This window comes from Capnocytophaga sp. H2931 (assembly GCF_002302535.1).
Taxonomy (GTDB): Bacteria; Bacteroidota; Bacteroidia; order Flavobacteriales; family Flavobacteriaceae; genus Capnocytophaga; species Capnocytophaga canis.
This window is the reverse complement of the sequence record NZ_CP022381.1, coordinates 1,259,605-1,280,005: the sequence shown is the minus strand read 5'-3', so window position 1 is coordinate 1,280,005 and position 20,401 is coordinate 1,259,605. Positions and strand designations below refer to the sequence as shown.

Below are 20,401 nucleotides of genomic sequence, written 5' to 3'. Positions count from 1 at the left end.
ATTAACTCATATTTAGTTTGTTCAATTCGTTAAGTTCCTGCAATAGTTCGGGTTTGGAAGTCAAAAAGTCTATCATTTGTAAGGCGGTTTCGGCTTCGTTCTTTCCGATGTATTTTAGTAACATTGCTTCGGTGGAATGTCCCGTAATATTCTTAATTATCGTAGTGGGCAACTTTCCGTATAGGTTGGTTGCAAACGACCTCCTACATACGTGCGATGTTATAAATTCGTATTTCGGTAGAGTTGTTTTAATGGTTCGTTTGTTGCCTTTGCCCTCGTAGTTGCCTTTGTCGTTTCTTTCTATGGCGTTGCCGTTGCGGTCAATCAGTACGGAACGGGTGTGCGTGGTGGGTATGTCAATACCTGCCAATTTGCATACTTCTTTGATATATTCGTTAAGCCGTTGGATACTGATAGGATAAGGAAGCCCCGCATTTTTTATTTCTAATATTTCAGAATTAAGCCCCTCGATGATAGGAACGATAACTATTTTCCCCGTCTTTTGTTGTCTGATAGTAACGGCAGGCGTGCCATTGTCCAAATAAGCAAAGTTGGAAGGGTCTATTTTTAAAAGGTCATTTCCTCGTTGTCCCAAGTGGCAACCCAATAACAACCATTTACGGGCGTTATGAAGTTGCAGGTTTGTTATTTTACAATCTCTTATTTGTTGGAGTTCCTGAGGATTGAGGTATATAGGTAACTCTTTTTCGGGTGTCCCTTTGGCTAATTTAGGCAGTTGGGGGCTTGTCTCAATGCCTAATGTATTTGCTTCGTTGCATACGGCTTTGAGGTTGTCCATCAGTTTGAGGGCGTAACTATCTTTATGCTGTCTTGTATTTATTAGCCAATCCAAAAAAAAGCGTTCAAACTTTAAATCTATATCCTTTGCCTTGTAATGCTTTCGGGTTTTTGATTGATAGGCGTTGAAAATAGTTTTTAATGTTTGATAAGATTTTACCCTACTTTGAGAAAGTCCCAATGTACCCCGTCCGTTTTTGCGTGTGTGTGCGGTTTGTATGATGTAATCGATAAGGTCAAGGATAAACGCACTTTGCCCCGTGTTGGGGTCGTCTATTCGTTTGAAAAAAATATCAATTTGCGTTTGTAGCCAATCGGCATTGATAGGGTTGCCGTCCCTTTCAGCAATATTTACACTTTCACGAATGAATGCCCGTAGTTGTTCAAGGGTTACAATGGTGTTTTTGTTTTCGGGGTTGTTGGCTTTGGGTAGCCCCTTTGTTTTGTTCCAATATTCGGAATTGACAAAAAGCCCTGTTTTGCGTTTTATATCTTTGCCTTTACCTCGACCTAAAACCATTCGTAGGTAAATAGGGATATTTTCCCCTTGACTTTGGAGTATAAAATTTAACGTTGCCATTATGTTACTTTTCTAAAACAAAGCAAAGGTAAATAAAAAAAATATGCCTCAAAAATTTAGCCGACATTTAGCCGACATTTTCTGTTTTGCTTTCAACTTTATTGTATTGTTTTGTATTATTTGCAACAAATTTTTTAAGGCTAATTAGTTGAATTACAAAACAATAACACTGATTTTAAAGAGAATACGAAAAGAGTTAAAATACAGGTGTCTTGTACCGCTCCGAGTACAACAAAAAATCGTAATGCTTTCATAATGAAAGTGTTGCGATTTTTTTATTTTCATTTTTGCTGATATCATCAAAAAATCAATCATTAAATTTGTAGAACAAGTGAAACAGGGGATGTTTACCAATCCTTGTAAGACGTGATTTATCATTAGTAAAGATGAATCAGAACTCCAAGATATAACTATAATGATTCATAATTTGTTTTTCAAAATCACCAACATAAAAAGTAAAAAATGCTTTAATCTTGAATATTATAAAAAGATTTTTATTGCAGTAAATTAAAAAACAAATGGGTATTACTTACAATTTCTGTATGAAAAGAAAAAATTAAGATTTTTTTAGAATAAAATAAAGATACATTTCTTACATTTGCCCAAATTTTAAAATATGACGATTCAGCAAGTTCAGAATGAGATTATAGAAGAATTTTCATTTTTCGATGATTGGATGCAACGTTATGAATATATGATTGAGCTTGGAAAGTCGCTCCCTTTAATCAATGAGAAATATAAAACGGATGATTATCTGATTAAAGGATGTCAAAGCAAAGTGTGGCTGTTTGCTGATTTTGAGGATGGTAAAGTAAAATTCACTGCCGACAGCGATGCAATCATTACTAAAGGAATCATAGCATTGTTAATACGTGTTCTTTCAAATCAGAAACCGAAAGATATTGTTGAGGCTCCGTTGGATTTTATTGAAAAAATTGGATTAAAAGAGCATCTTTCGCCAACACGAGCTAATGGATTGGTTAGTATGCTTGAGCAAATGAAACGATATGCTTTTGTATATCAACTAAAAGAATCATAATTATGTCAAATACTATAAATACCGAAGACTTAGGCGAAAAAATCGTTGATATGCTCAAAACGATTTATGATCCAGAGATTCCTGTTGATATCTATGAATTGGGACTCATATATGACGTTTTTGTCAATGAGAATTACGATGTAAAAATATTGATGACCCTCACGACTCCTAATTGTCCTGTGGCAGAAGTATTGCCTCAGGAGGTACAAGAAAAAGTTAAGAGTATAGATGAAATCAATGAGGTGGAGGTGGAAATTACTTTTGATCCACCTTGGCATCAGGATATGATGAGTGAGGTTGCAAAATTAGAACTAGGATTTTTGTAAGATTTGACAGAAGAAATCGTAAATAGAGTAACTAAAAGTGCGTTGGAAATCTTCGACTTGGAAGATTATTACCCAAATGAAAGACGTTTACTGCTTGACATTAAGGAATTCCTTCATGAGGGATTTATTCTCAGAGAAAAGGAATTTAGAGAGGCTTTGGACAACTACTCGTGGGAAACGTATGAAAACGCTTATGTAGCGATATATTGCTCCACCGAAGCTATTTTACCGGCGTGGACGTTTATCCTTATCGCATCAAAGTTACAGCCTTATGCAAAGAAAATTGTACAAGGTGATTTGCAGAGTTTGGAGGTAGCTATTTTTCAGGATATTATAGCAGGGGTGGATATCTCCTATTTAATCGACAAGCCTGTGATAGTGAAGGGTTGTTCAAAAAAACCTATCCCCGAAGAGGCATATGTCATGGCGGTGCAACGTATTCAGCCCATAGCTCGAAGCGTCATGTTCGGGGAAGCGTGTTCAGCAGTGCCTATTTACAAGAGAAAAAATATGTAACATTTTTAAAATTAATTATAACAAACAATGAAAAAACTTTTATTATCGGTTTTATGCTTATCTTCATTAAGCATTTTTGCACAAAACGAAGAGTCAAATTGGAAAAGGGGAGGTAATGCTTCTTTGATGTTTAACCAAGCTGCATTCAATAACGAATGGACAGGAGGAGGAACAAGCAACGTTGCGGCAAATTTGGCTATCAGCTATGCTGTTAACTACAAAAAAGATGCATGGACATGGGATAACAACTTCTTCATTGACTACGGTATCACAAAGTTGAAAAATGATGAATTTGCAAGAAAAATCAATGACCGTTTTGAAATTAATTCATTATTAGGTAGACAAGCATCAGAGTTTTGGTATTATTCACTTTTTATGAATTTTAAAACACAGTTGAGTAATGGATATAAGTATTCTGCTTCTGACAAAACACTTATAAACAGATTTTTATCTCCTGGTTACTTCCAGTTAGGGCCTGGTATGTTGTGGAAAAAAAGCGATAATTTAAAAGTGAATCTTGCTCCTGCAACATTAAAAGTGACTTCTGCAAGAAAGCAATTTACAAATTATGTTGATAGTTTTTACGGGGTGAAAAGAGGTAAAAATTTCAATTACGAGCTGGGTCTTGCTGTTGGAGGATATGCTAAATTCAATTTAATGGATAACGTTTCTATGGAGAATATCTTGAATTTGTATAGCAACTATTTAGACAAACCACAAAATATAGACATAGACTACACTGCTAATTTGGTGATGACTATTAACAAATATTTATCGGCGAACTTTACTTTCCAAGCGATTTATGATGATAACGCTGTAAAAGGATTCCAAGTTCGTGAAGTATTAGGTTTAGGAGTTAACTACAAGTTATAATATTCTATTAAAAGATTTGCAAAATGAGGCACTCGAATTCGATTTGCCTCATTTTCATTTTACTAGGAACCCTAACACAATTCATTTAAGTATAAGATGTTGTTTACGAGATTCAGAATTTGTTCCTCTGTGTTAAAACTATGTAGGCAAATTCGTAGGCGTTCCTCTCCTTTTGGAATGGTAGGGGAGAGTATAGGCATCACGCCAAAACCTTTATTTTGAAGTTGTTCAGCTACCGATTTCACAAAATCATTCCCTGATACAATCATCGCTTGAATTGAAGAATCAGAATGAATAAATGAATAATTTTTTTTATGTTTTTCTAAGGTATTTTTGAAAAGAGAAATGTTTTCCTGTAATTTTTTAATATGTGTTGTTTTTTTTAATTGCCTATATCCTGCTACAATATGAGCAACACTCTGTGGAGGCATTGCTGTAGTATAAATCAGTGAACGGGCGAAATTTATTAAATAATCTTTTACCACCCCAGAGGAAAGTATAGCAGCTCCGTGACATCCTAAGGCTTTTCCATAGGTTACAATACGAGCGAATACTCGATTCTCCAACCCCAGATGTTGTACCAAGCCACAACCAAATTGACCGAAAACTCCTAAAGCATGAGCCTCATCCACAATTAGGAAGGCTCCATACTGCTCACATAGTTCTGTCATTTTTAATAAATCAGGAGAATCTCCATCCATTGAAAAAACAGATTCGGTGGCTACAAAAGTAGTTTGTTTGGAAGAACAAAATTTCTTGAGGAGTTTTTCCAAATCGGATAAATCATTATGTTTAAATTTGTATGATTTTGTCAATCCCAACGAAATTCCATCACGAATGGAAGCGTGTATATAACTGTCATACAACATAATATCATTCCGTTGAGGAATACATGAGAAAAAACCAACATTAGCATCATAACCCGAATTAAATAACAAAGCACTTTCCGAATTGTGAAATTTAGTAATCTCATTTTCAGCAACTTCATACAATGAATGATTCCCTGACAGTAAGCGAGACCCTGTCGCCCCGTGTTGCCATTTTTGTTCAGCTAATATTTTTTCTACTTCGGCATGAATTGCTTTTGACGAGGCAAAGCCAATGTAGTCATTGGAGAAAAAATCTATTGTGAACAAATTGTTTTTAAGTGTCCGAAAGGCATTATCTGCTTTTCTATCCGCTATTTTTTTATGTATATGCTCAGGAATACGCATCTAATTAAGTTGAATATGAATGTAACACCATTAATTTTTGAATGGACAACAAAAGTAAGCGAAAAGTTTAATTTCTACAATTGCTTGTAAATTTTTATGGTATTTCAATTTTTTCTCCTAAAAATTTTGGTGTAACACCAAACAAAAGATCTATGAAGAGTTTTGTTCTGGCTAAATATTCACGAATTTGGGTTTTAAAGCCTAAATGTGTAGGCAAATCTTTGGCATTAAATCCAATGGCATCTATATTATTTTTCAGAGCGATATAAATAGCCCGTTCATTATGAAATTTTTGTGAAATAATGGTAATTTTTTCTTGTCCAAAGATAATCTTGGCTCTTACTACTGAATCCAAGGTTCTGAAACCAGCATAATCTAAAAAAATACATTCTTCGGGAATTCCTCTTTCAATCAAAGCTTCTTTAAAGGCTTGTGGTTCATTGTAATTACTGTTGTTGTTATCGCCACTCACCAAGATATAATCAATTTTTTTAGCTTCAAATAAGGCTAGTGTAGCGTCAATCCGATATGTAAAATAAGGGTTCTCGGCTCCGTTAGAAAGTTTTGGGATTGTTCCTAAAACTAACCCTACTTTATTGTGTGGAATCTCATCTAAGTTATTGTATGTCATGTTTTTGGTTCTTTTTACAATAGTTGTATTACACATGAGAATACCTAAAAAAAGTAGTAAAGCTGAAAAAACAACCCATTCGAGTACTTTTTTTATTTTGAAAGAAGAAAAGTATGTAGAAAATGTTTTTTTCATGATTGATAGACGTTTTATCATAGGCGTTCCTACACTAATGATTCGAAAAATACAATTCACCTACAGCCAGATATAACTCAACTGTTAACTTCTATGAAGATTAGAGATAATGGATCACATCATCAACTTAGATTCTCTTATATTGGGTTTGTTGCTACTTTCCTGCAAAAATTTTGACATCTGTTTCTGAGATTTCTTTGCCTCCTAAAATAATAAGTCGTTCTACCACATTTCTCAATTCACGTATGTTTCCTGTCCAATCTTGTTCTTTGAGTAAATTGATGGCTTTTGTACTGAATTTTTTAGGTGAAATTCCCTGTTCTTCGGCAATTTTTTGAGAAAAATGCTCTACCAGCAGAGGGATGTCATCACGACGTTCGTTCAATGACGGTACTCTGATCAGGATTACTGCCAATCGATGGTACAAATCCTCGCGGAAGCGACCTTCGGCAATTTCTTTTTTCAAATCTTTGTTTGTGGCAGCAATGATACGAACATCCACATTGATATCCTTGTCGCTCCCCACGCGTGAAATTTTGTTTTCTTGCAATGCACGTAGCACTTTTGCTTGAGCTGAAAGACTCATATCACCAATTTCATCTAAAAAAATAGTTCCATTATGGGCAGCCTCAAATTTTCCAGCACGGTCCTTCACCGCAGATGTGAAAGCTCCCTTTATATGTCCAAAAAGTTCACTTTCAATAAGTTCTGAAGGTATGGCAGCGCAGTTTACTTCCACCATTGGCGCTTCGCTTCTTTCGCTTTTTTCATGTAGAGCATGAGCTACAAGTTCTTTTCCTGTTCCGTTGGATCCAGTGATCAGAACTCGAGCTTCAGTGGGTGCTACCTTGTCGATAATCTGGCGGATTTGTTCTAAGGCATCACTCTTGCCAATCATCTCGTAGTTTTTATTAATTTTTTTCTTAAGGCGTTTGTTTTCAATTACTAACTCCTTTTTGTCTAAAGCATTTCGAACAGTATTAAGTAGGCGATTTAAATCGGGAGGCTTGGAAATATAGTCATAAGCCCCCAACTTCATTGCATTTACGGCGGTTTCCAAATCTCCATGGCCTGAAATCATTACAAAAGGGATTTCAGGTTTTATTTTTTTAGCTTCGGTCAGCACCTCCATACCATCGAATTTTGGCATCTTAATGTCGCATAAGACCAAATCAAAATCGTCTTTTTTTATTTTTTCAAGTCCTTCCAATCCGTCGGGAGCTTCTTCAATTTCATAGTCTTTACTTTCCTCCATGAGTATTTTTCCAAGCACTCGACGGATGGCAGCTTCATCTTCAATGATTAATATTTTAGACATAGGGTCAATATTTTTTGCGAAAGATACGTTTTTATTCGTAAAAAGCAACGGTTTTTAGAATTTTTAATATTCGTAAAAAGGAAAATTGGAAAATAATATAAGTTTGTTTTTCAGTGAAATATGTATAATAAACAGATGTTTTATTGATTTTTATTTATGATAAATTTAGTATTTTCTTATCTTTGCGATAATAATCAAAATAATCAATAATGAAAAATAAACGTATTTTAGTTATTTTAGGCAGTTTACTTCTAGTGGCCTTTTTGTTTCAATCTTGTGGAGGAACCAAGAGAGCTAAGCACTCGTCTCATGCATCACAACGTAAAACAATTTCGCACACTCCAAAGTCAAAAACTTCTGTGGAGACAGGAATTTACAAACGAAATGTGGTGGCTGCATACTATCACGACAAGTTCAATGGTCGAAAAACAGCAAGTGGAGCTATTTTTGACAATAATAAACAAACTACAGCACATCGAAATTTGCCTTTCGGGACGCAATTGAAAGTTACCAATCGAGTGAATGGAAAATGGGTGTATGTAGTAGTTAATGACCGAGGTCCTTTTACAAAAGGAAGAGAACTTGATATGTCAAAAAAGGCGTGGATGAGTATTACACATGACACAAAAATAGGATTATTAGATGTTGATATAGAGATAGTTAAAAATTGATTAACGGACATTTAAGAATATATTATTTGATAATGACACATATTATTTGTACCTTTGAAGCAAGTTTTTTAAATTGATCAAAAATATACGCCATGAAGGAGCAATTAGAAAGAGAGATACGCATACTCGCTCAAAATATCGTTAATTCCGTGGGAAGTTGGGATTTAGTTTTTTTAAAGAAAGAAGCTGAGAAGTTGCATGAAAAGATAACGATATTGAGTTTTGTTGAAAAATATTACGTTACCTTAGGTGTTACAGAAGGTAGAATGGATTATACGATGCGAAAAGTCGCTAATTTCATTGAGGAACACCAAGATGACGAAGATATTTTCGCTGTTCCTCCTCAATATTCTGAGCCTATAGCTACTCCTGCTTCATCGAAAGTGGAGAGAACTCAACCCACCGAAGACCCCGTTCAAGTTCAGTCTGATTCTACTGTCGCAGAACATGCCATACAACCTCAAGAAAATAAATTTGCAGAACCTGTTTGGAGTAAGAATCTTGAGTGGGCGAAACCTGAACCAAATGAACAACCCGCAGAGAATCAATCGTACGCTACCGAAATAGTACAATCATCTGAAAAACAAGAGGTTATTCCAGAGGAATCTGTTAAAGATCATTATGCAGATTGGACAAAACGCTTTCAAGAAGACGAACCTACGAATGTTCAATCACATGAGACTGAGACAGTGCAACCTGTTCAAGCACAAGAGATTCTTCCCGAGGAGCCTGTACGTGATCATTATGCAGATTGGGGAAAACGCTTTCAAGAGGACGAATCTACGGACGCTCACCCTCATGAAACAGAGGTAGTAGAGTCTGTTGAATCACAAGAAGTTCTTCCCGAGGAGCCTGTACGTGATCATTATGCGGATTGGGGAAAACGCTTTCAAGAGGACGAACCTACACATGTTCAATCGCACGTGACAGAGGCACCACAGCCTGTTGAGAAACAAGAATTTACTCCTGAAGAGCCTGTACGTGATCATTATGCAGATTGGGGAAAACGCTTTCAAGAAGATGAATCTACGGATGTTCAGTCATATATGACAGAGGCACCACATCCTGTTGAAAAACAGGAGTTTACTCCTGAAGAACCTGTGCGAGACCATCATATCGAATGGGCACCCCCCCCACAATTGCAACAATCCGTTGAGGAAGAAGAGCAGTATACAGGATTTCAATCGCAGTTTCCTGAAACAGAATCCGTTGCCGAAACAAAAGAAGTTTCTTCGGAAGAGCCCGTACGAGATCACTATTCTGATTGGGCAAAACCCGTAGAAACAGCACAACAATCAGATGTTCAGCCGAATCCTACAACGATGGAGCAATCAACAGAAGTTCCGTTTGAAGAATCTCCACAGGATTACCATATCGAATGGGCAACACCAGCGCAGGAAGAACAACAGGTTGATTTTCAGTCCTATTTTGTGCAACAAGAGCAACAGGAGCGACAAGAGGAAATTCAGCAAATTTTAGAAACTCCTGTGGTGCAAGAGCCTGTATTACCAACAGTAAATGAAACGAACGAGAGTAAAAACGAGTCTGTCATAGATTCCATATTCTCTCAAACTCAACAATTAGAATTTGAGAAAAAGGAAGAAAAACCGCGAGAATTGATATTCGAAACACCACCTACGCAATCATTTGTTGTTGAAAAACGAGAGGATACAGAGGCAAAAACTCCACCATCGTTGAATGACCATCTCGGAAAAAATATGCCAATTGGTTTGAACGACCGCCTAGCATTTATCCGCTATTTGTTTTTAGGCAGTGAAAGTGAGTACAATGCTGTTTTGCAACGATTGAATGAAATGAATAGTATGTCAGAGATCGTACTCTATTTAGAGCAAAATGTCAAACCAATTTACAATCATTGGAAGGGTAAGGATGAGTATGAAGAGCGATTCTTGAAATTGATTCTTAAACGGTTTGAAATCCAATGAGTAAACTATATCTGATTCCTACGCCTATCGGAAATTTGGAGGACATTACTTTACGCGCATTGCGATTACTCAAAGGGGTTGACATGATTTTAGCAGAGGATACTCGTACGAGTTCTAAACTGTTAAAGCACTATGATATAGCAACTCCGATGCAGAGCTATCACATGCATAATGAACACAAAGTGGTAGACTATTGGGTACAGCGGATTAAAAACGGCGAAATAGTAGGCCTCATCACTGACGCTGGAACGCCAGGGATTTCTGATCCGGGTTTTCTCCTGACAAGGGCTTGTTTGGAGCAATGTATTGAAGTTGAATGTTTACCGGGAGCTACAGCTTTTGTCCCTGCTTTGGTTAATAGTGGATTGCCTAACGATCGTTTTATTTTTGAAGGGTTTCTGCCCGATAAAAAAGGAAGACAAACTCGATTACAAGCACTTATAGAAGAGAAAAGAACTATGATCTTCTACGTATCTCCGCATAAGTTATTGAAAACCATTGATGACTTTATTTCTGTTTTTGGAGAAAGTCGAAAGGCAAGTATTTCGAGGGAACTAACTAAATTACATGAGGAGACTCAACGAGGCACTTTGTCAGAATTGAAATCGTACTACGAGAAGAAATCTCCAAAAGGTGAAATCGTGATGATTGTTCAAGGGAAATAGAATTTTATAGACAACGAAAGTTCACAACCACATCTATTTGATAATGGATGTGGTTTTTTGTTTTTCATAGGATTTGGAACATGATTTATTCCCTTTTTTAAAATATATCTTATACCAATGAGTTAAATAAATGTAAAAATATTGTTAAATGGATATTTTTCATGTTTTGAAAATATTAAACAGGATTTTTTTTGTTTTAAAATGATTTTATTAGTGAAATAATCATGCTGTTTTGCTTTAAAGTGTATGAAATTCTATGAAGTAAAAAATCATGGAAAACTATTCTTACTGATAAAAGTCAGTTTTTTGTCATATACGCAAAACTACAACGTTTTCGTTTAACATATGTATATTTAGATTGGGTATAAATTGATTATTTAATACAAAAAGCTCTTTTTTATTACGCGTTAAAGTTGTAATTTAGTCCTCGAAAAACAAGATAATGTACTGATATGGCAACTGGAAGTAAAGAAAAAAAGAAGTTTTCGCTAATCCCACCACCCCAGTGGCGATTGCCAGCATTGATTGTTATAGGAGCGATGTTTGGTTTAGGGTTCTATGCATTGTATCTCAGTAGGGCTACATCCTATATGTCAGATGATCCCAAAGCCTGTATCAACTGCCATGTGATGACACCTCATTATATGACTTGGAATAAAAGTTCTCACCGAGAAGTAGCTAGTTGCAACGATTGTCATGTTCCGCAAGACAATATGTTTAGCAAATACTACTTTAAAGCAAAAGATGGGCTTTGGCACTCTTATGTCTTTACAACGAGAAACGAACCAGAGGTCATTCGAGCTAAAGATGCTTCAGTAGAGGTTATTCATCAGAATTGTGTGCGTTGTCACATTGATCAAGTAACCGATGCTAAGCTGGAAAGCGATGTAGCTAATCATATTCACAGTCGCACTGACCGACTCTGTTGGGAGTGCCATCGTGAAGTGCCTCACGGAGCAGTCAAAAGTCTGTCGTCCATTGGATTTCAGATTGAACCCACTCAGTTTGATAACGGAAGAGATAGTGTTCGCGTGATGGAGTGGATTAAAAAGAGTAACGAAAGTAAAAGCAAATAAACATTTTAAAACTGACAACAATGAAAAATTGGGTATTTTTTATCGTAACAATAATTGTAGTGTTTGGACTGGGATGGTTAATCTCAAACATCACTGACAGAAAGGCAGAGGCAAAGTTTGCCTATAAGCCAAAAGTAGAAATTAGAACGGACAAAATTGAGCCACGAGACTCTATTTGGGGATTGAATTATCCACGCCAGTATCAATCATATATGAAAACAGCAGATACTACCTATAGAAGTCCATTCCGTTCAAGTGGTCATTTAGATGCACTTGAACACGAACCAGATTTGGTGATTCTTTGGGCAGGATATGCGTTTAGTAAAGACTATAATCAACCTCGTGGACATGCTTATGCAATTCAAGATTTAAGAAAAACCTTGCGTACGGCTTCTCCTAAATTTGATGGAGATGGTCCGATGCCTTCAGCTTGTTGGGATTGTAAAGGGCCAGATGTGCCTCGTATGATGCAAGAGCTTGGTCTACCAGAATATTACAGCAAAAAATGGTCTGATTTGGGTAGTGAAATGGTTAACTCTATAGGTTGTGCAGATTGTCACGATCCTAAAACAATGAATTTGACGATTACCCGTCCAGCGTTGGTGGAAGCGTTCAAAGTGCAGGGATTTGACATCAACAAACAATCTCATCAAGAGATGCGTAATTTAGTGTGTGCTCAATGCCACGTAGAGTATTATTTCGATAAGAATAAGGTGGAAGGCTCTATGTTTGTGGTGTTCCCTTGGCACAATGGTATGACAATGGAAGGAGCTGAAGAGTATTATGACAAAATCGGTTTCTATGATTGGGTTCACCCGCTGAGCAAAGCTAAAATGTTAAAAGCTCAACATCCTGATTATGAAATATATAAGACAAGTGTTCACGCAAAACGTGGGGTTTCTTGTGCCGACTGTCATATGCCTTACAAATCAGAAGGAGGACAAAAATTTACAGATCACCATATAGGTTCACCGTTGGCTAATGTTGAAAATTCTTGTTTTGTTTGTCACAGAGAGAATGCCAATGATTTGATAGGAGATGTTTATGAGCGTCAAGCAAAAGTACAAGAAGGAACGTCACAATTAGCTCGTCAAGTGGCAATCGCTCATATTGAAGCTAAAAAAGCATGGGATTTGGGTGCAACAGAGGCACAAATGGCTCCAATTTTAGCCAATATCCGTAAAGCACAATGGCGTTGGGATTATTCAGTAGCTTCGCATGGAGGTTCTTTCCACGCTCCTGTGGAAACACAGCGTATTGTAAATAGTGGTTTAGGATATGCCCGTGATGCCCGTTTAGGACTTTCTAAAGTGCTTTCTAAGCTTGGATTTGAAGGCGAGGTGCCTCTACCTGAATTCAAAAAAGAAGTACTACAGGCTTACATCGGGTTGGATATGGAAAAAGAACGTGCTAATAAAAAAGAATTCTTGAATACTTTAGTTCCTGAGTGGATCAAAAAAGCTAAAGAAAGAGAAGCCAAAATGAGTAATTAATTTTGTTAGGACTCCATAGCTGGACTATCCGTAGGATTGCGTATCTTTGCTCCTTGTCAGCGAAATAGGTAATTTTACGGATAGTTTTTTAGTATGCCACTCATCACATCAGTTTATAATCCTCCTTTGTTATTCCGTCAAGCGGATATTTCAACGATTTATTCGGGCAAAATACGCCAAGTAAAAGGCATTTCTCAGTCGAGAGAGCGTATGGAACTTCCCGATGGAGATTTTTTAGATTTGGATTGGAGCTATGCCATTCAAAAAACCAATCGATGCATTGTTATCCTTCACGGATTGGAGGGTTCAGCAAAGCGTCCTTACGTTTTAGCAACAGCTAAGTTATTCAATCAAAATGGATATGATGCCTGTGCGATGAATTTTCGCGGATGTGGAGGTGAACCCAATCGTCTGTTTTCAACGTATCATTCAGGAAAAACAGATGATTTAGAAGCAGTCATACTAAAAGTACTTCAACTCGGATACTCCCAAGTTTTCATAAAGGGATTCAGTATGGGAGGAAATATTGCATTGAAATATGCAGGAACGCATTCACTCCCCACTGAGGTAAAAGCCATTGTAGGGGTGTCCGTGCCTTGTGACTTGAAAGGGGCTTCGCTTAGGTTGTTAAGTAGTCGTAATTGGCTTTATGCCAAGCGGTTTCTTAGAACACTTATTGTAAAAATTAAAGAAAAACAACAGCGATTCCCTACAAGAATAACCCTTGATGAAATACAATCTATCAGAAATTTACGAGATTTTGACAATGTTTATACTTCTAAGGCCCATGGTTTTAAGGATGCGGATGATTATTACGAACAATGTAGTTCTTTACCTAATTTAGGAAACATTCAAGTACCTACGTTGTTGCTTAACGCTAAAAATGATTCGTTTCTTTCGCTAAGTTGTTTTCCATACGATATTGCTAAAAATCATCAATTTTTGTGTTTAGAGACTCCAAATTACGGAGGGCATGTGGCTTTTTATGACGTTCAGAACATCTATTATAATGAGAAAAAAGCGTTACAATTTTGTGAAAGTCATTGTTCCTAAAACGACAAAACGTGTATTCATTCCAAATTCGACTTGATAACATTTGTTACAAATCGGAGATTCGCTATAGAGATAATTTTTTATGTTTAGTTCTGATCATCATAGTTCAAGTAAGGCGTTTTGCAATATAATACCCATATTTAGGGGGAGTATTGACACTTACAATATCATGTCCTTTGAATGGTTAATACATTCAAAATAGGATGCACTAAACGTGGTGTTTCTCAATTCAGTACCACATCGAAATGACATGACTAATAACAATTGCTGCTAGTTTTTTTATCGAAATATCTTTACAGTAATAGCTATTTAATTTCCTTGATTATCAGTAATTTAACTTTGTATCTAAATAAAATAAATGGTATGTTTACTTGTTTTTTTATAGAAAACTTGCATGATAAAAAAAATATACATACATTTGCAACGCATTCACATCAAGGTTTGGTAGTTCAGTTGGTTAGAATACCTGCCTGTCACGCAGGGGGTCGCGGGTTCGAGTCCCGTCCAGACCGCAATTAAAATTTAGTTGTGTTGTTTTGTGTAAAAACTTTTTACACAGGTTTATGGTAATAAACCAATGGAGGCTTTCCTAGTTTAGGAAGGCTTTTTTTTGTGATATGAAACACCTTTTGCATTAAAAATCAAAGATCTAAAAGTAAATCACATAAAGCTACATAGTTTTTCTACACATCTATCGTGATTTTTTGTTTAACTCTTCACAGATCAGTAATTGCGGATAATGAATGTAAATTCTGATTAAAAACGAAAAATTGACGTTTTTAAGTTTTATGTACTTCTTACTCATAATGGATTTTGATATACATGAATCTTCTCAACATACGACTGTTTAGGAATGCTACGTTTTTTGTTTTTATACTTCTTTTAACATCAGAAATTTGTTTCTTTTCATGTAAATATAGATTTTTGTAACTTGAAATAGTATGCGTATTAAAAATATAAATTTATGAAGAGATATAGCTTAAGTGTTTTATTTGGTCTGTTAGTAGGAAATCTGGTGGCTCAAACACCTCAAAACGTGCCGAATGACACTATCAACAAAATAGAACAAAAATCTGATGAGATTTTTGACAATTCGCAAGAAACCCCCATCTACATACGTGAAGAAACAACAACTCTTAAAGATCATCCGAAGGCCGAAAGTTATGACAAAAAATGGTTGAAAGAGCTATCTAATTCCGATCTCTTTTTTCAGATGAGCGAGGTTATTCACAATGAACCTATTGAAGATGTGATGTTCGAGGAACTTTCTACCGAAGTATTGAAACAACGCTTAGAAAAACTTAATCAGAAAACGCCTTTTAACGTGGAATACAATCCTATTTTGGAACGAGTTATTAAATCATTCCTAAAAAATAGACGCAGTTCGTTGGAGCGATTAATGAGTTTGAGTGACTACTACTTTCCTATGTTTGAACAGGAAATGAGTAACCACAAAATCCCTTTGGAAATGAAATACTTGGCAATTGTAGAGTCGGCGTTAAATCCTAAAGCACGTTCCCGAATGGGAGCGACTGGTTTGTGGCAATTCATGTTTACAACGGGAAAAGTATATGGTTTGGAAGTGAGCAACTATGTGGATGAGCGTAGTGACCCGGTACGTTCCACCAAAGCGGCAGCTCGTTTCTTGAGCGAACTCTACAAGATTTTTGGTGATTGGGATTTGGTGTTGGCGGCATACAATTCGGGGCCAGGCAACGTAACCAAAGCAATGCGACGCTCAGGAGGCAAGAAAAATTATTGGAATTTACGTCCTTATCTGCCACAGGAAACCGCTGGTTATGTACCCGCATTTTTGGCGACACTATATATTTTCGAGTACGCCAAAGAACACGGATTCAGACCACAAAAACGGGCAAACCATCATTTTGTGACAGATACTGTGCGAGTGAAACAGGCTGTTCCGTTCAAAAATATCGCTGAATTGACAGGAATGGACATCCAAGAGATTCAATTTTTCAACCCTTCTTATCAATTAGATGTGGTGCCGTATGTAGAAGGTCGAAATTATGCGTTGCGTTTGCCAATTGAAGAAATAGGTAAATTCGTAGCAAATGAGGATATGATCTATTCCTACATCAGTGAGGAAATTTCCAAACGTGAAAAACCGCTTCCCGCATTGTTGAAAGGGGATTACGTACGTGGAGGTAAAAAAACGACCTATATAGTCAAAAAAGGAGATGTGTTAGGGAAAATTGCATCCCGACACGGTGTTACAGTTTCAAACCTTAAAAATTGGAATAAAATTAAGGGAAATAACATCAGAGTAGGGCAAAAATTAGTGATTTACAAGTAGTTTAGGAAATCGTTTGTTTTGGTAAGCTTTTTGATAAGCTATTTGAATTAAAATATTTTTTATGAAACGATTGTTTTTCACTTGTGCGTTTTTTATATATTTGTTAGGCTCTGCTCAGATGACTTTCTCGGAACGAGTTGAGTATTCTGAATTAGCTACTTCGAAGGACAAACAACTTTTTTTTGTTGATTTTTGGGCGACATGGTGTGTGCCATGCATTCATGTGTCTACCTATTTGAATACTGTACAAGAACAATTTCGCGAAGAGCTTTACATTGTTTCTGTTACTCAGGAAAATTCAGATGTTGTACGTCCGTTTTTGATAAAGCATCCGACAAAATTGGCGGTAAGTATTGATTATGATGGTCAGAATTTTAAAAAACACAATGTTCGTGCGTTGCCTTACGGGGTGTTGTTCAATGCTGAAGGAAAAATCTTATGGAAGGGAAATCCCGCTGATTTCACTCCCAAAATAATCCGTGAACAATTGGCAAAAAACAAGAAAACTACTCCGATTTATGATTTCCTAAAGTACGCTTCTTATCAAAATGAAGTAGAAACAACGCTTGATTTTAACGGAGATTACAAGATCCAACGAGCAAATAACCCGTGGGGGTCGTCGCCCGTAGTGGAACGTAATGGAGATATTACAATAATCAAAGGCTCTATCACTCAAATCATAGGATATTTGCTTAAAGTTAGTAGTCGCCAAGTGACGATGAAAGGTGAAAATGCCCAATATGAGCTATTGATAAAGAAAACAGTAAACAAAGCAAGGCAAGAAAGGCAGATAGCCGAGTCTATCGTCAAAGAATTGGGGTATAAACTTCGAAAGGAAGAGCGGTCGGGACAAATTTTAGAAGTGCGTTTGCCCGAATCTACCGCCAACTATTGGAAGACTGACCAGATTGATTGGGGAACAAAAAATTCTAAATTTTTAGTGGATGATAATCAGTTTTCTGCTGATAATATCTCAGTACATGATTTTCTGTATAAATTGTCGGAAGTGGTGGGTAAACCCATCTCAGTCAAAAATTCACATTACGCAAATGACCAGTTGTTTGACTGGCAAATGCATTATTGGTTTCGAGATTTAATGGTTGACAATCTATCTCAATTGGGAATCCAAGCTCAAGAGACATCTGGAAATTTCACGAGATATTTTTTGGAGTAAATTACGGTTTTATAATTCACCAATTTTAAGGCGTATAATCAATATGAAGCATTCAAAACAAAAAATCACGGTTCTTTTGCAATTGTTTTTTATAGGATTCGGACTTGTTTCATGTAAAAACAATCAACATCCCGAAAAAAATACAATCGTCTTCGAACAGAAAGTGCTTTCTGCTCCTGAGGAGGTTGCAAAAACAGAGGGTATTGAAGACAATAGATTTGATATTGTCGAAGTAAAAACCACTCCAGAGGGTGTTACCGCTGAAAAAGACTCTTTAGAAATAGAAAAACAAGCTATTTACGATGATTTTATAAACATCAAAAGCCTCTCTGGAGATTTTGTTTTAGATATAAAATATGCCACTGAGGATAATTTTTTAGGACAAGCCGTATACGATTGCCCTGAGTGTTTTCTACGTAGAGCAACAGCTCAGGCGTTACACAATGCTAATGAAGAGTTTAAAACTTTGGGCTATCGTATTAAAATCTTCGATTGTTACCGACCTCTTTCTGTTCAAAAAAAAATGTGGAACATACTTCCTGGAACGAACTATGTTGCTAATCCAGCAAAGGGTTCAAAACACAATCGAGGAGCAGCAGTGGATCTGACATTGGTTGACAGTGAGGGCAATGAACTGGATATGGGTACACCTTTTGACTTCTTTGGAAAAGAAGCACATCACACCTATACTAAGCTCCCGAAAGAAGTTTTACAAAATCGTAACTTACTAAAAACCACGCTTAATAAACACAACTTCAAGTCTATTTACTCCGAATGGTGGCACTATGAATATCGTCCTGAAATGGAATCAAAAGTAGAAGATTTCGTGTGGGAATGCAATTAGCCCCATTCGTAAAGCATTCAGTTTTTCCAAAGATTAAATTTTGCTTTCCTAAAACCTAAATGAGCCAATGGGTTTTATCCAATAAAGAGTCCGATGAATACTTTTTAAATAGCTTTAGAAAAATTCCTCTTGAAAATTTCAAATTTTCCTCAGGAAAGGCTAAAAAATAGTTTGTCAGGTCGAGACTTTTGTGTTTATAGCAATTAATACTTTTAATATAAACTCTTTATTTTGATATTTTCACCAAATATTGAGGCTTGTTTATAGTCAGCGTACGAACTACTTATTTGAAATAAAAATAGTTTAGAAGTTTTATTAAAGTACTTATTTGAGTTCCATTTTTTCGGCAAAATACTCACAAAAATCGCGCATCGTATCCCGCATTTTTTCATCTTCCGTAGCACGGTAAAACGTTTCGGCCATCGATGAAAGCGTTTGATAAAAGAAAAGTTTCATTTCATCAACAGGCATTTCTTTCGTCCATAAATCAATGCGTAGTGCTTCTTTATTTTTAGAATCCCAAACCGACAAGAAGATGGCTTTTGCCTCCTCATTGTAAATTCCTCCATCTTGAGCATTCCAAAAAAGTTTTTCGGGAATTTTATTTTCGTCCAACGCTACGGTTAATTCAATTTTTGATGTGTTTACCATTATTTTTTAGGTTTATAAAATGATTGTTTAAAAATTTCATCTGCATCCATTGCTAATAGCTCAATGAGCGATTTACCGTTATTTTTTTGAGCATAACTTTTTACGATTTGCAACCCGATGTATCGTCCGATTTGACCCGGGGATTCATTGTCAAGCTCTAAATAGAATTTGGAGAATGGAGCTGGATAAATGAATCGGTTGAGTAGCTGTTTGTTAGTTTGGTAAAGCAATTCGTTTTCAATGAAGTAACGCCATATTTGACTTTCATTTTCTGTAGCCCATTGTGTTTTTTCCGAATCGTACTTCAACAAATCACCATCCGATTTCTTTGGGAGTAATTGTGATAGTAAGTAGAGCTTCTTACCTTCGTAAATCATATGATCTAAAAAAGAAAGGTGTTGATTCCGAGGGACTAATTTTTCAGCGAAAGTTTCGGCTATATCTGTAACAATATGTTCTTTTTTGAGCTCCGAACGTATGTATTTCTGAATATTTTCGTAAAAATAGTGTTCTTCGCCTAAATAGTTATCCAACTGAATAAATAAAAGAGAATCGGCATAAATGACTCTGGAGTGATAGTCCACCTCCGATGTCACTGTAATTACCTTAGGAGCTACAAACTTCGGGAAATAGTATTTTACGTGTTGGAACAGGTGTTTTATTGCTGTTTTTTCATTGGAAAAATCACCAAAAACCTTGTTGATTTCTCTTACAATCTCCTGATTGAGAGTGTCTTTTTGGTATTCTTCCCATTTTTCGTCCTCTGTATAGGCAGAAAACAAATAAGGGTATTCTTTTTTTAATTCGGATAATTTCCCAACGGGTGATAAAAAGAACAAAGAATCGAAGCGGATGGTTTCAAATTCCATAGGAATCTGAGCGATTTCTCGTTCTTTTTTATCACCACAGGAAATAAAAAATAAAATAACGACAGCGAATAAGATTTTTTTCATGGAGGATACCTTTTGTTCGTGCAAAGATATATTTTTTAGGAAATAAACGCAAAAGAAATGCACTCACTAATAGAATTTAAGGATCTATAACTAAGGTAGCTCAAGAAAAAGTTCCTGTCATGATAATAAAA

At 36.2% G+C, this 20,401-nt stretch carries 19 protein-coding genes and 1 tRNA gene; 14 read left to right on the top strand and 6 right to left on the bottom strand.

Translation table 11 applies throughout. The annotated features are described in order from the left end of the window. Position 1: 1 nt before the first annotated feature. Positions 2-1,378: a phage integrase SAM-like domain-containing protein gene (locus CGC52_RS05435; protein ID WP_095893667.1), complete on the bottom strand. Its 1,377-nt coding sequence runs from the start codon at positions 1,376-1,378 to the stop codon at positions 2-4. A 616-nt stretch (positions 1,379-1,994) separates the two neighbouring features. Here CGC52_RS05435 and CGC52_RS05430 point away from each other — a divergent pair. The 4 genes from CGC52_RS05430 to CGC52_RS05415 are packed head-to-tail and all read left to right on the top strand — an operon-like array spanning position 1,995 to position 4,132. Next, the gene (locus CGC52_RS05430) at positions 1,995-2,417 is read left to right on the top strand and encodes a SufE family protein (RefSeq protein ID WP_095893666.1); all 423 of its coding nucleotides are present in this window, start codon (positions 1,995-1,997) and stop codon (positions 2,415-2,417) included. A gap of 2 nt (positions 2,418-2,419) precedes the next feature. Then, positions 2,420-2,743 (top strand): DUF59 domain-containing protein, encoded by a 324-nt coding sequence (locus tag CGC52_RS05425; protein WP_042008329.1) that lies wholly within the window; start codon positions 2,420-2,422, stop codon positions 2,741-2,743. A 3-nt stretch (positions 2,744-2,746) separates the two neighbouring features. Beyond that, a complete protein-coding gene (locus CGC52_RS05420; RefSeq protein ID WP_095893665.1) occupies positions 2,747-3,259 on the top strand; it encodes a DUF2480 family protein in 513 nt (170 codons plus the stop codon). 27 nt (positions 3,260-3,286) lie between these two features. After that, complete coding sequence (locus CGC52_RS05415; protein ID WP_042005384.1) at positions 3,287-4,132, top strand: DUF3078 domain-containing protein; 846 nt, start codon at positions 3,287-3,289, stop codon at positions 4,130-4,132. 71 nt (positions 4,133-4,203) lie between these two features. On the opposite strand, the gene CGC52_RS05410 is transcribed toward CGC52_RS05415, so the two are convergent. The 3 genes from CGC52_RS05410 to CGC52_RS05400 form a co-directional block, all read right to left on the bottom strand. Then, positions 4,204-5,346, bottom strand: a complete 1,143-nt coding sequence (locus tag CGC52_RS05410) for a pyridoxal phosphate-dependent aminotransferase family protein (RefSeq protein WP_095893664.1) — start codon at positions 5,344-5,346, stop codon at positions 4,204-4,206. A gap of 94 nt (positions 5,347-5,440) precedes the next feature. Next, a complete protein-coding gene (locus CGC52_RS05405) occupies positions 5,441-5,977 on the bottom strand; it encodes a vancomycin high temperature exclusion protein (RefSeq protein ID WP_255395918.1) in 537 nt (178 codons plus the stop codon). Between the two features lie 289 nt (positions 5,978-6,266). After that, positions 6,267-7,430, bottom strand: coding sequence for a sigma-54 dependent transcriptional regulator (locus CGC52_RS05400; RefSeq protein ID WP_042005387.1), 1,164 nt, complete (start codon positions 7,428-7,430; stop codon positions 6,267-6,269). Positions 7,431-7,639: 209 nt separating this feature from the next. Here CGC52_RS05400 and CGC52_RS05395 point away from each other — a divergent pair, with 209 nt between their 5' ends. From CGC52_RS05395 to ddpX, 10 genes are all read left to right on the top strand, one after another. Beyond that, entirely contained in the window at positions 7,640-8,101 is a 462-nt protein-coding gene (locus tag CGC52_RS05395) for a septal ring lytic transglycosylase RlpA family protein (RefSeq protein ID WP_042005388.1), read from the top strand. 92 nt (positions 8,102-8,193) lie between these two features. Next, positions 8,194-10,047, top strand: coding sequence for a hypothetical protein (locus CGC52_RS05390; protein ID WP_095893663.1), 1,854 nt, complete (start codon positions 8,194-8,196; stop codon positions 10,045-10,047). After that, positions 10,044-10,712 (top strand): 16S rRNA (cytidine(1402)-2'-O)-methyltransferase, encoded by a 669-nt coding sequence (gene rsmI, locus CGC52_RS05385; protein WP_095893662.1) that lies wholly within the window; start codon positions 10,044-10,046, stop codon positions 10,710-10,712. Before CGC52_RS05390 ends, rsmI begins: the two co-directional genes overlap by 4 nt. Before the next feature lie 452 nt (positions 10,713-11,164). After that, on the top strand, positions 11,165-11,788 hold the full coding sequence (gene nrfH / locus CGC52_RS05380) for a cytochrome c nitrite reductase small subunit (RefSeq protein WP_042005392.1): 624 nt from the start codon (positions 11,165-11,167) through the stop codon (positions 11,786-11,788). A gap of 20 nt (positions 11,789-11,808) precedes the next feature. Further along, entirely contained in the window at positions 11,809-13,281 is a 1,473-nt protein-coding gene (nrfA, locus tag CGC52_RS05375; protein ID WP_095893661.1) for an ammonia-forming cytochrome c nitrite reductase, read from the top strand. Positions 13,282-13,374: 93 nt separating this feature from the next. After that, entirely contained in the window at positions 13,375-14,334 is a 960-nt protein-coding gene (locus CGC52_RS05370) for a YheT family hydrolase (protein WP_095893660.1), read from the top strand. A gap of 438 nt (positions 14,335-14,772) precedes the next feature. After that, a tRNA-Asp gene (locus tag CGC52_RS05365) sits at positions 14,773-14,846 on the top strand. Positions 14,847-15,298: 452 nt separating this feature from the next. Then, positions 15,299-16,648 (top strand): lytic transglycosylase domain-containing protein, encoded by a 1,350-nt coding sequence (locus tag CGC52_RS05360; RefSeq protein WP_095893659.1) that lies wholly within the window; start codon positions 15,299-15,301, stop codon positions 16,646-16,648. A gap of 61 nt (positions 16,649-16,709) precedes the next feature. Next, the gene (locus CGC52_RS05355) at positions 16,710-17,822 is read left to right on the top strand and encodes a TlpA disulfide reductase family protein (RefSeq protein WP_095893658.1); all 1,113 of its coding nucleotides are present in this window, start codon (positions 16,710-16,712) and stop codon (positions 17,820-17,822) included. Positions 17,823-18,102: 280 nt separating this feature from the next. After that, the gene (gene ddpX / locus CGC52_RS05350) at positions 18,103-18,666 is read left to right on the top strand and encodes a D-alanyl-D-alanine dipeptidase (RefSeq protein ID WP_042005417.1); all 564 of its coding nucleotides are present in this window, start codon (positions 18,103-18,105) and stop codon (positions 18,664-18,666) included. Positions 18,667-18,990: 324 nt separating this feature from the next. On the opposite strand, the gene gldC is transcribed toward ddpX, so the two are convergent. Together gldC and gldB are read right to left on the bottom strand one after the other, a co-directional pair. Then, on the bottom strand, positions 18,991-19,317 hold the full coding sequence (gene gldC / locus CGC52_RS05345) for a gliding motility protein GldC (protein WP_095893657.1): 327 nt from the start codon (positions 19,315-19,317) through the stop codon (positions 18,991-18,993). Continuing rightward, positions 19,317-20,270 carry a gliding motility lipoprotein GldB gene (gldB, locus tag CGC52_RS05340; protein ID WP_095893656.1) on the bottom strand — a complete coding sequence of 318 codons (954 nt, stop codon included), beginning with the start codon at positions 20,268-20,270 and terminating at the stop codon, positions 19,317-19,319. Before gldB ends, gldC begins: the two co-directional genes overlap by 1 nt. Positions 20,271-20,401: the final 131 nt, after the last annotated feature.

Excerpts from the sequence above, each read along its gene's own strand:
- CGC52_RS05435 (WP_095893667.1), bottom strand. The coding sequence starts at position 1,378 with ATGGCAACGTTAAATTTTATACTCCAAAGTCAAGGGGAAAATATCCCT.
- CGC52_RS05430 (WP_095893666.1), top strand. The coding sequence starts at position 1,995 with ATGACGATTCAGCAAGTTCAGAATGAGATTATAGAAGAATTTTCATTT.
- CGC52_RS05425 (WP_042008329.1), top strand. The coding sequence starts at position 2,420 with ATGTCAAATACTATAAATACCGAAGACTTAGGCGAAAAAATCGTTGAT.
- CGC52_RS05415 (WP_042005384.1), top strand. The coding sequence starts at position 3,287 with ATGAAAAAACTTTTATTATCGGTTTTATGCTTATCTTCATTAAGCATT.
- CGC52_RS05410 (WP_095893664.1), bottom strand. The coding sequence starts at position 5,346 with ATGCGTATTCCTGAGCATATACATAAAAAAATAGCGGATAGAAAAGCA.
- CGC52_RS05405 (WP_255395918.1), bottom strand. The coding sequence starts at position 5,977 with ATGACATACAATAACTTAGATGAGATTCCACACAATAAAGTAGGGTTA.
- CGC52_RS05400 (WP_042005387.1), bottom strand. The coding sequence starts at position 7,430 with ATGTCTAAAATATTAATCATTGAAGATGAAGCTGCCATCCGTCGAGTG.
- CGC52_RS05395 (WP_042005388.1), top strand. The coding sequence starts at position 7,640 with ATGAAAAATAAACGTATTTTAGTTATTTTAGGCAGTTTACTTCTAGTG.
- CGC52_RS05390 (WP_095893663.1), top strand. The coding sequence starts at position 8,194 with ATGAAGGAGCAATTAGAAAGAGAGATACGCATACTCGCTCAAAATATC.
- rsmI (WP_095893662.1), top strand. The coding sequence starts at position 10,044 with ATGAGTAAACTATATCTGATTCCTACGCCTATCGGAAATTTGGAGGAC.
- nrfH (WP_042005392.1), top strand. The coding sequence starts at position 11,165 with ATGGCAACTGGAAGTAAAGAAAAAAAGAAGTTTTCGCTAATCCCACCA.
- nrfA (WP_095893661.1), top strand. The coding sequence starts at position 11,809 with ATGAAAAATTGGGTATTTTTTATCGTAACAATAATTGTAGTGTTTGGA.
- CGC52_RS05370 (WP_095893660.1), top strand. The coding sequence starts at position 13,375 with ATGCCACTCATCACATCAGTTTATAATCCTCCTTTGTTATTCCGTCAA.
- CGC52_RS05360 (WP_095893659.1), top strand. The coding sequence starts at position 15,299 with ATGAAGAGATATAGCTTAAGTGTTTTATTTGGTCTGTTAGTAGGAAAT.
- CGC52_RS05355 (WP_095893658.1), top strand. The coding sequence starts at position 16,710 with ATGAAACGATTGTTTTTCACTTGTGCGTTTTTTATATATTTGTTAGGC.
- gldC (WP_095893657.1), bottom strand. The coding sequence starts at position 19,317 with ATGGTAAACACATCAAAAATTGAATTAACCGTAGCGTTGGACGAAAAT.
- gldB (WP_095893656.1), bottom strand. The coding sequence starts at position 20,270 with ATGAAAAAAATCTTATTCGCTGTCGTTATTTTATTTTTTATTTCCTGT.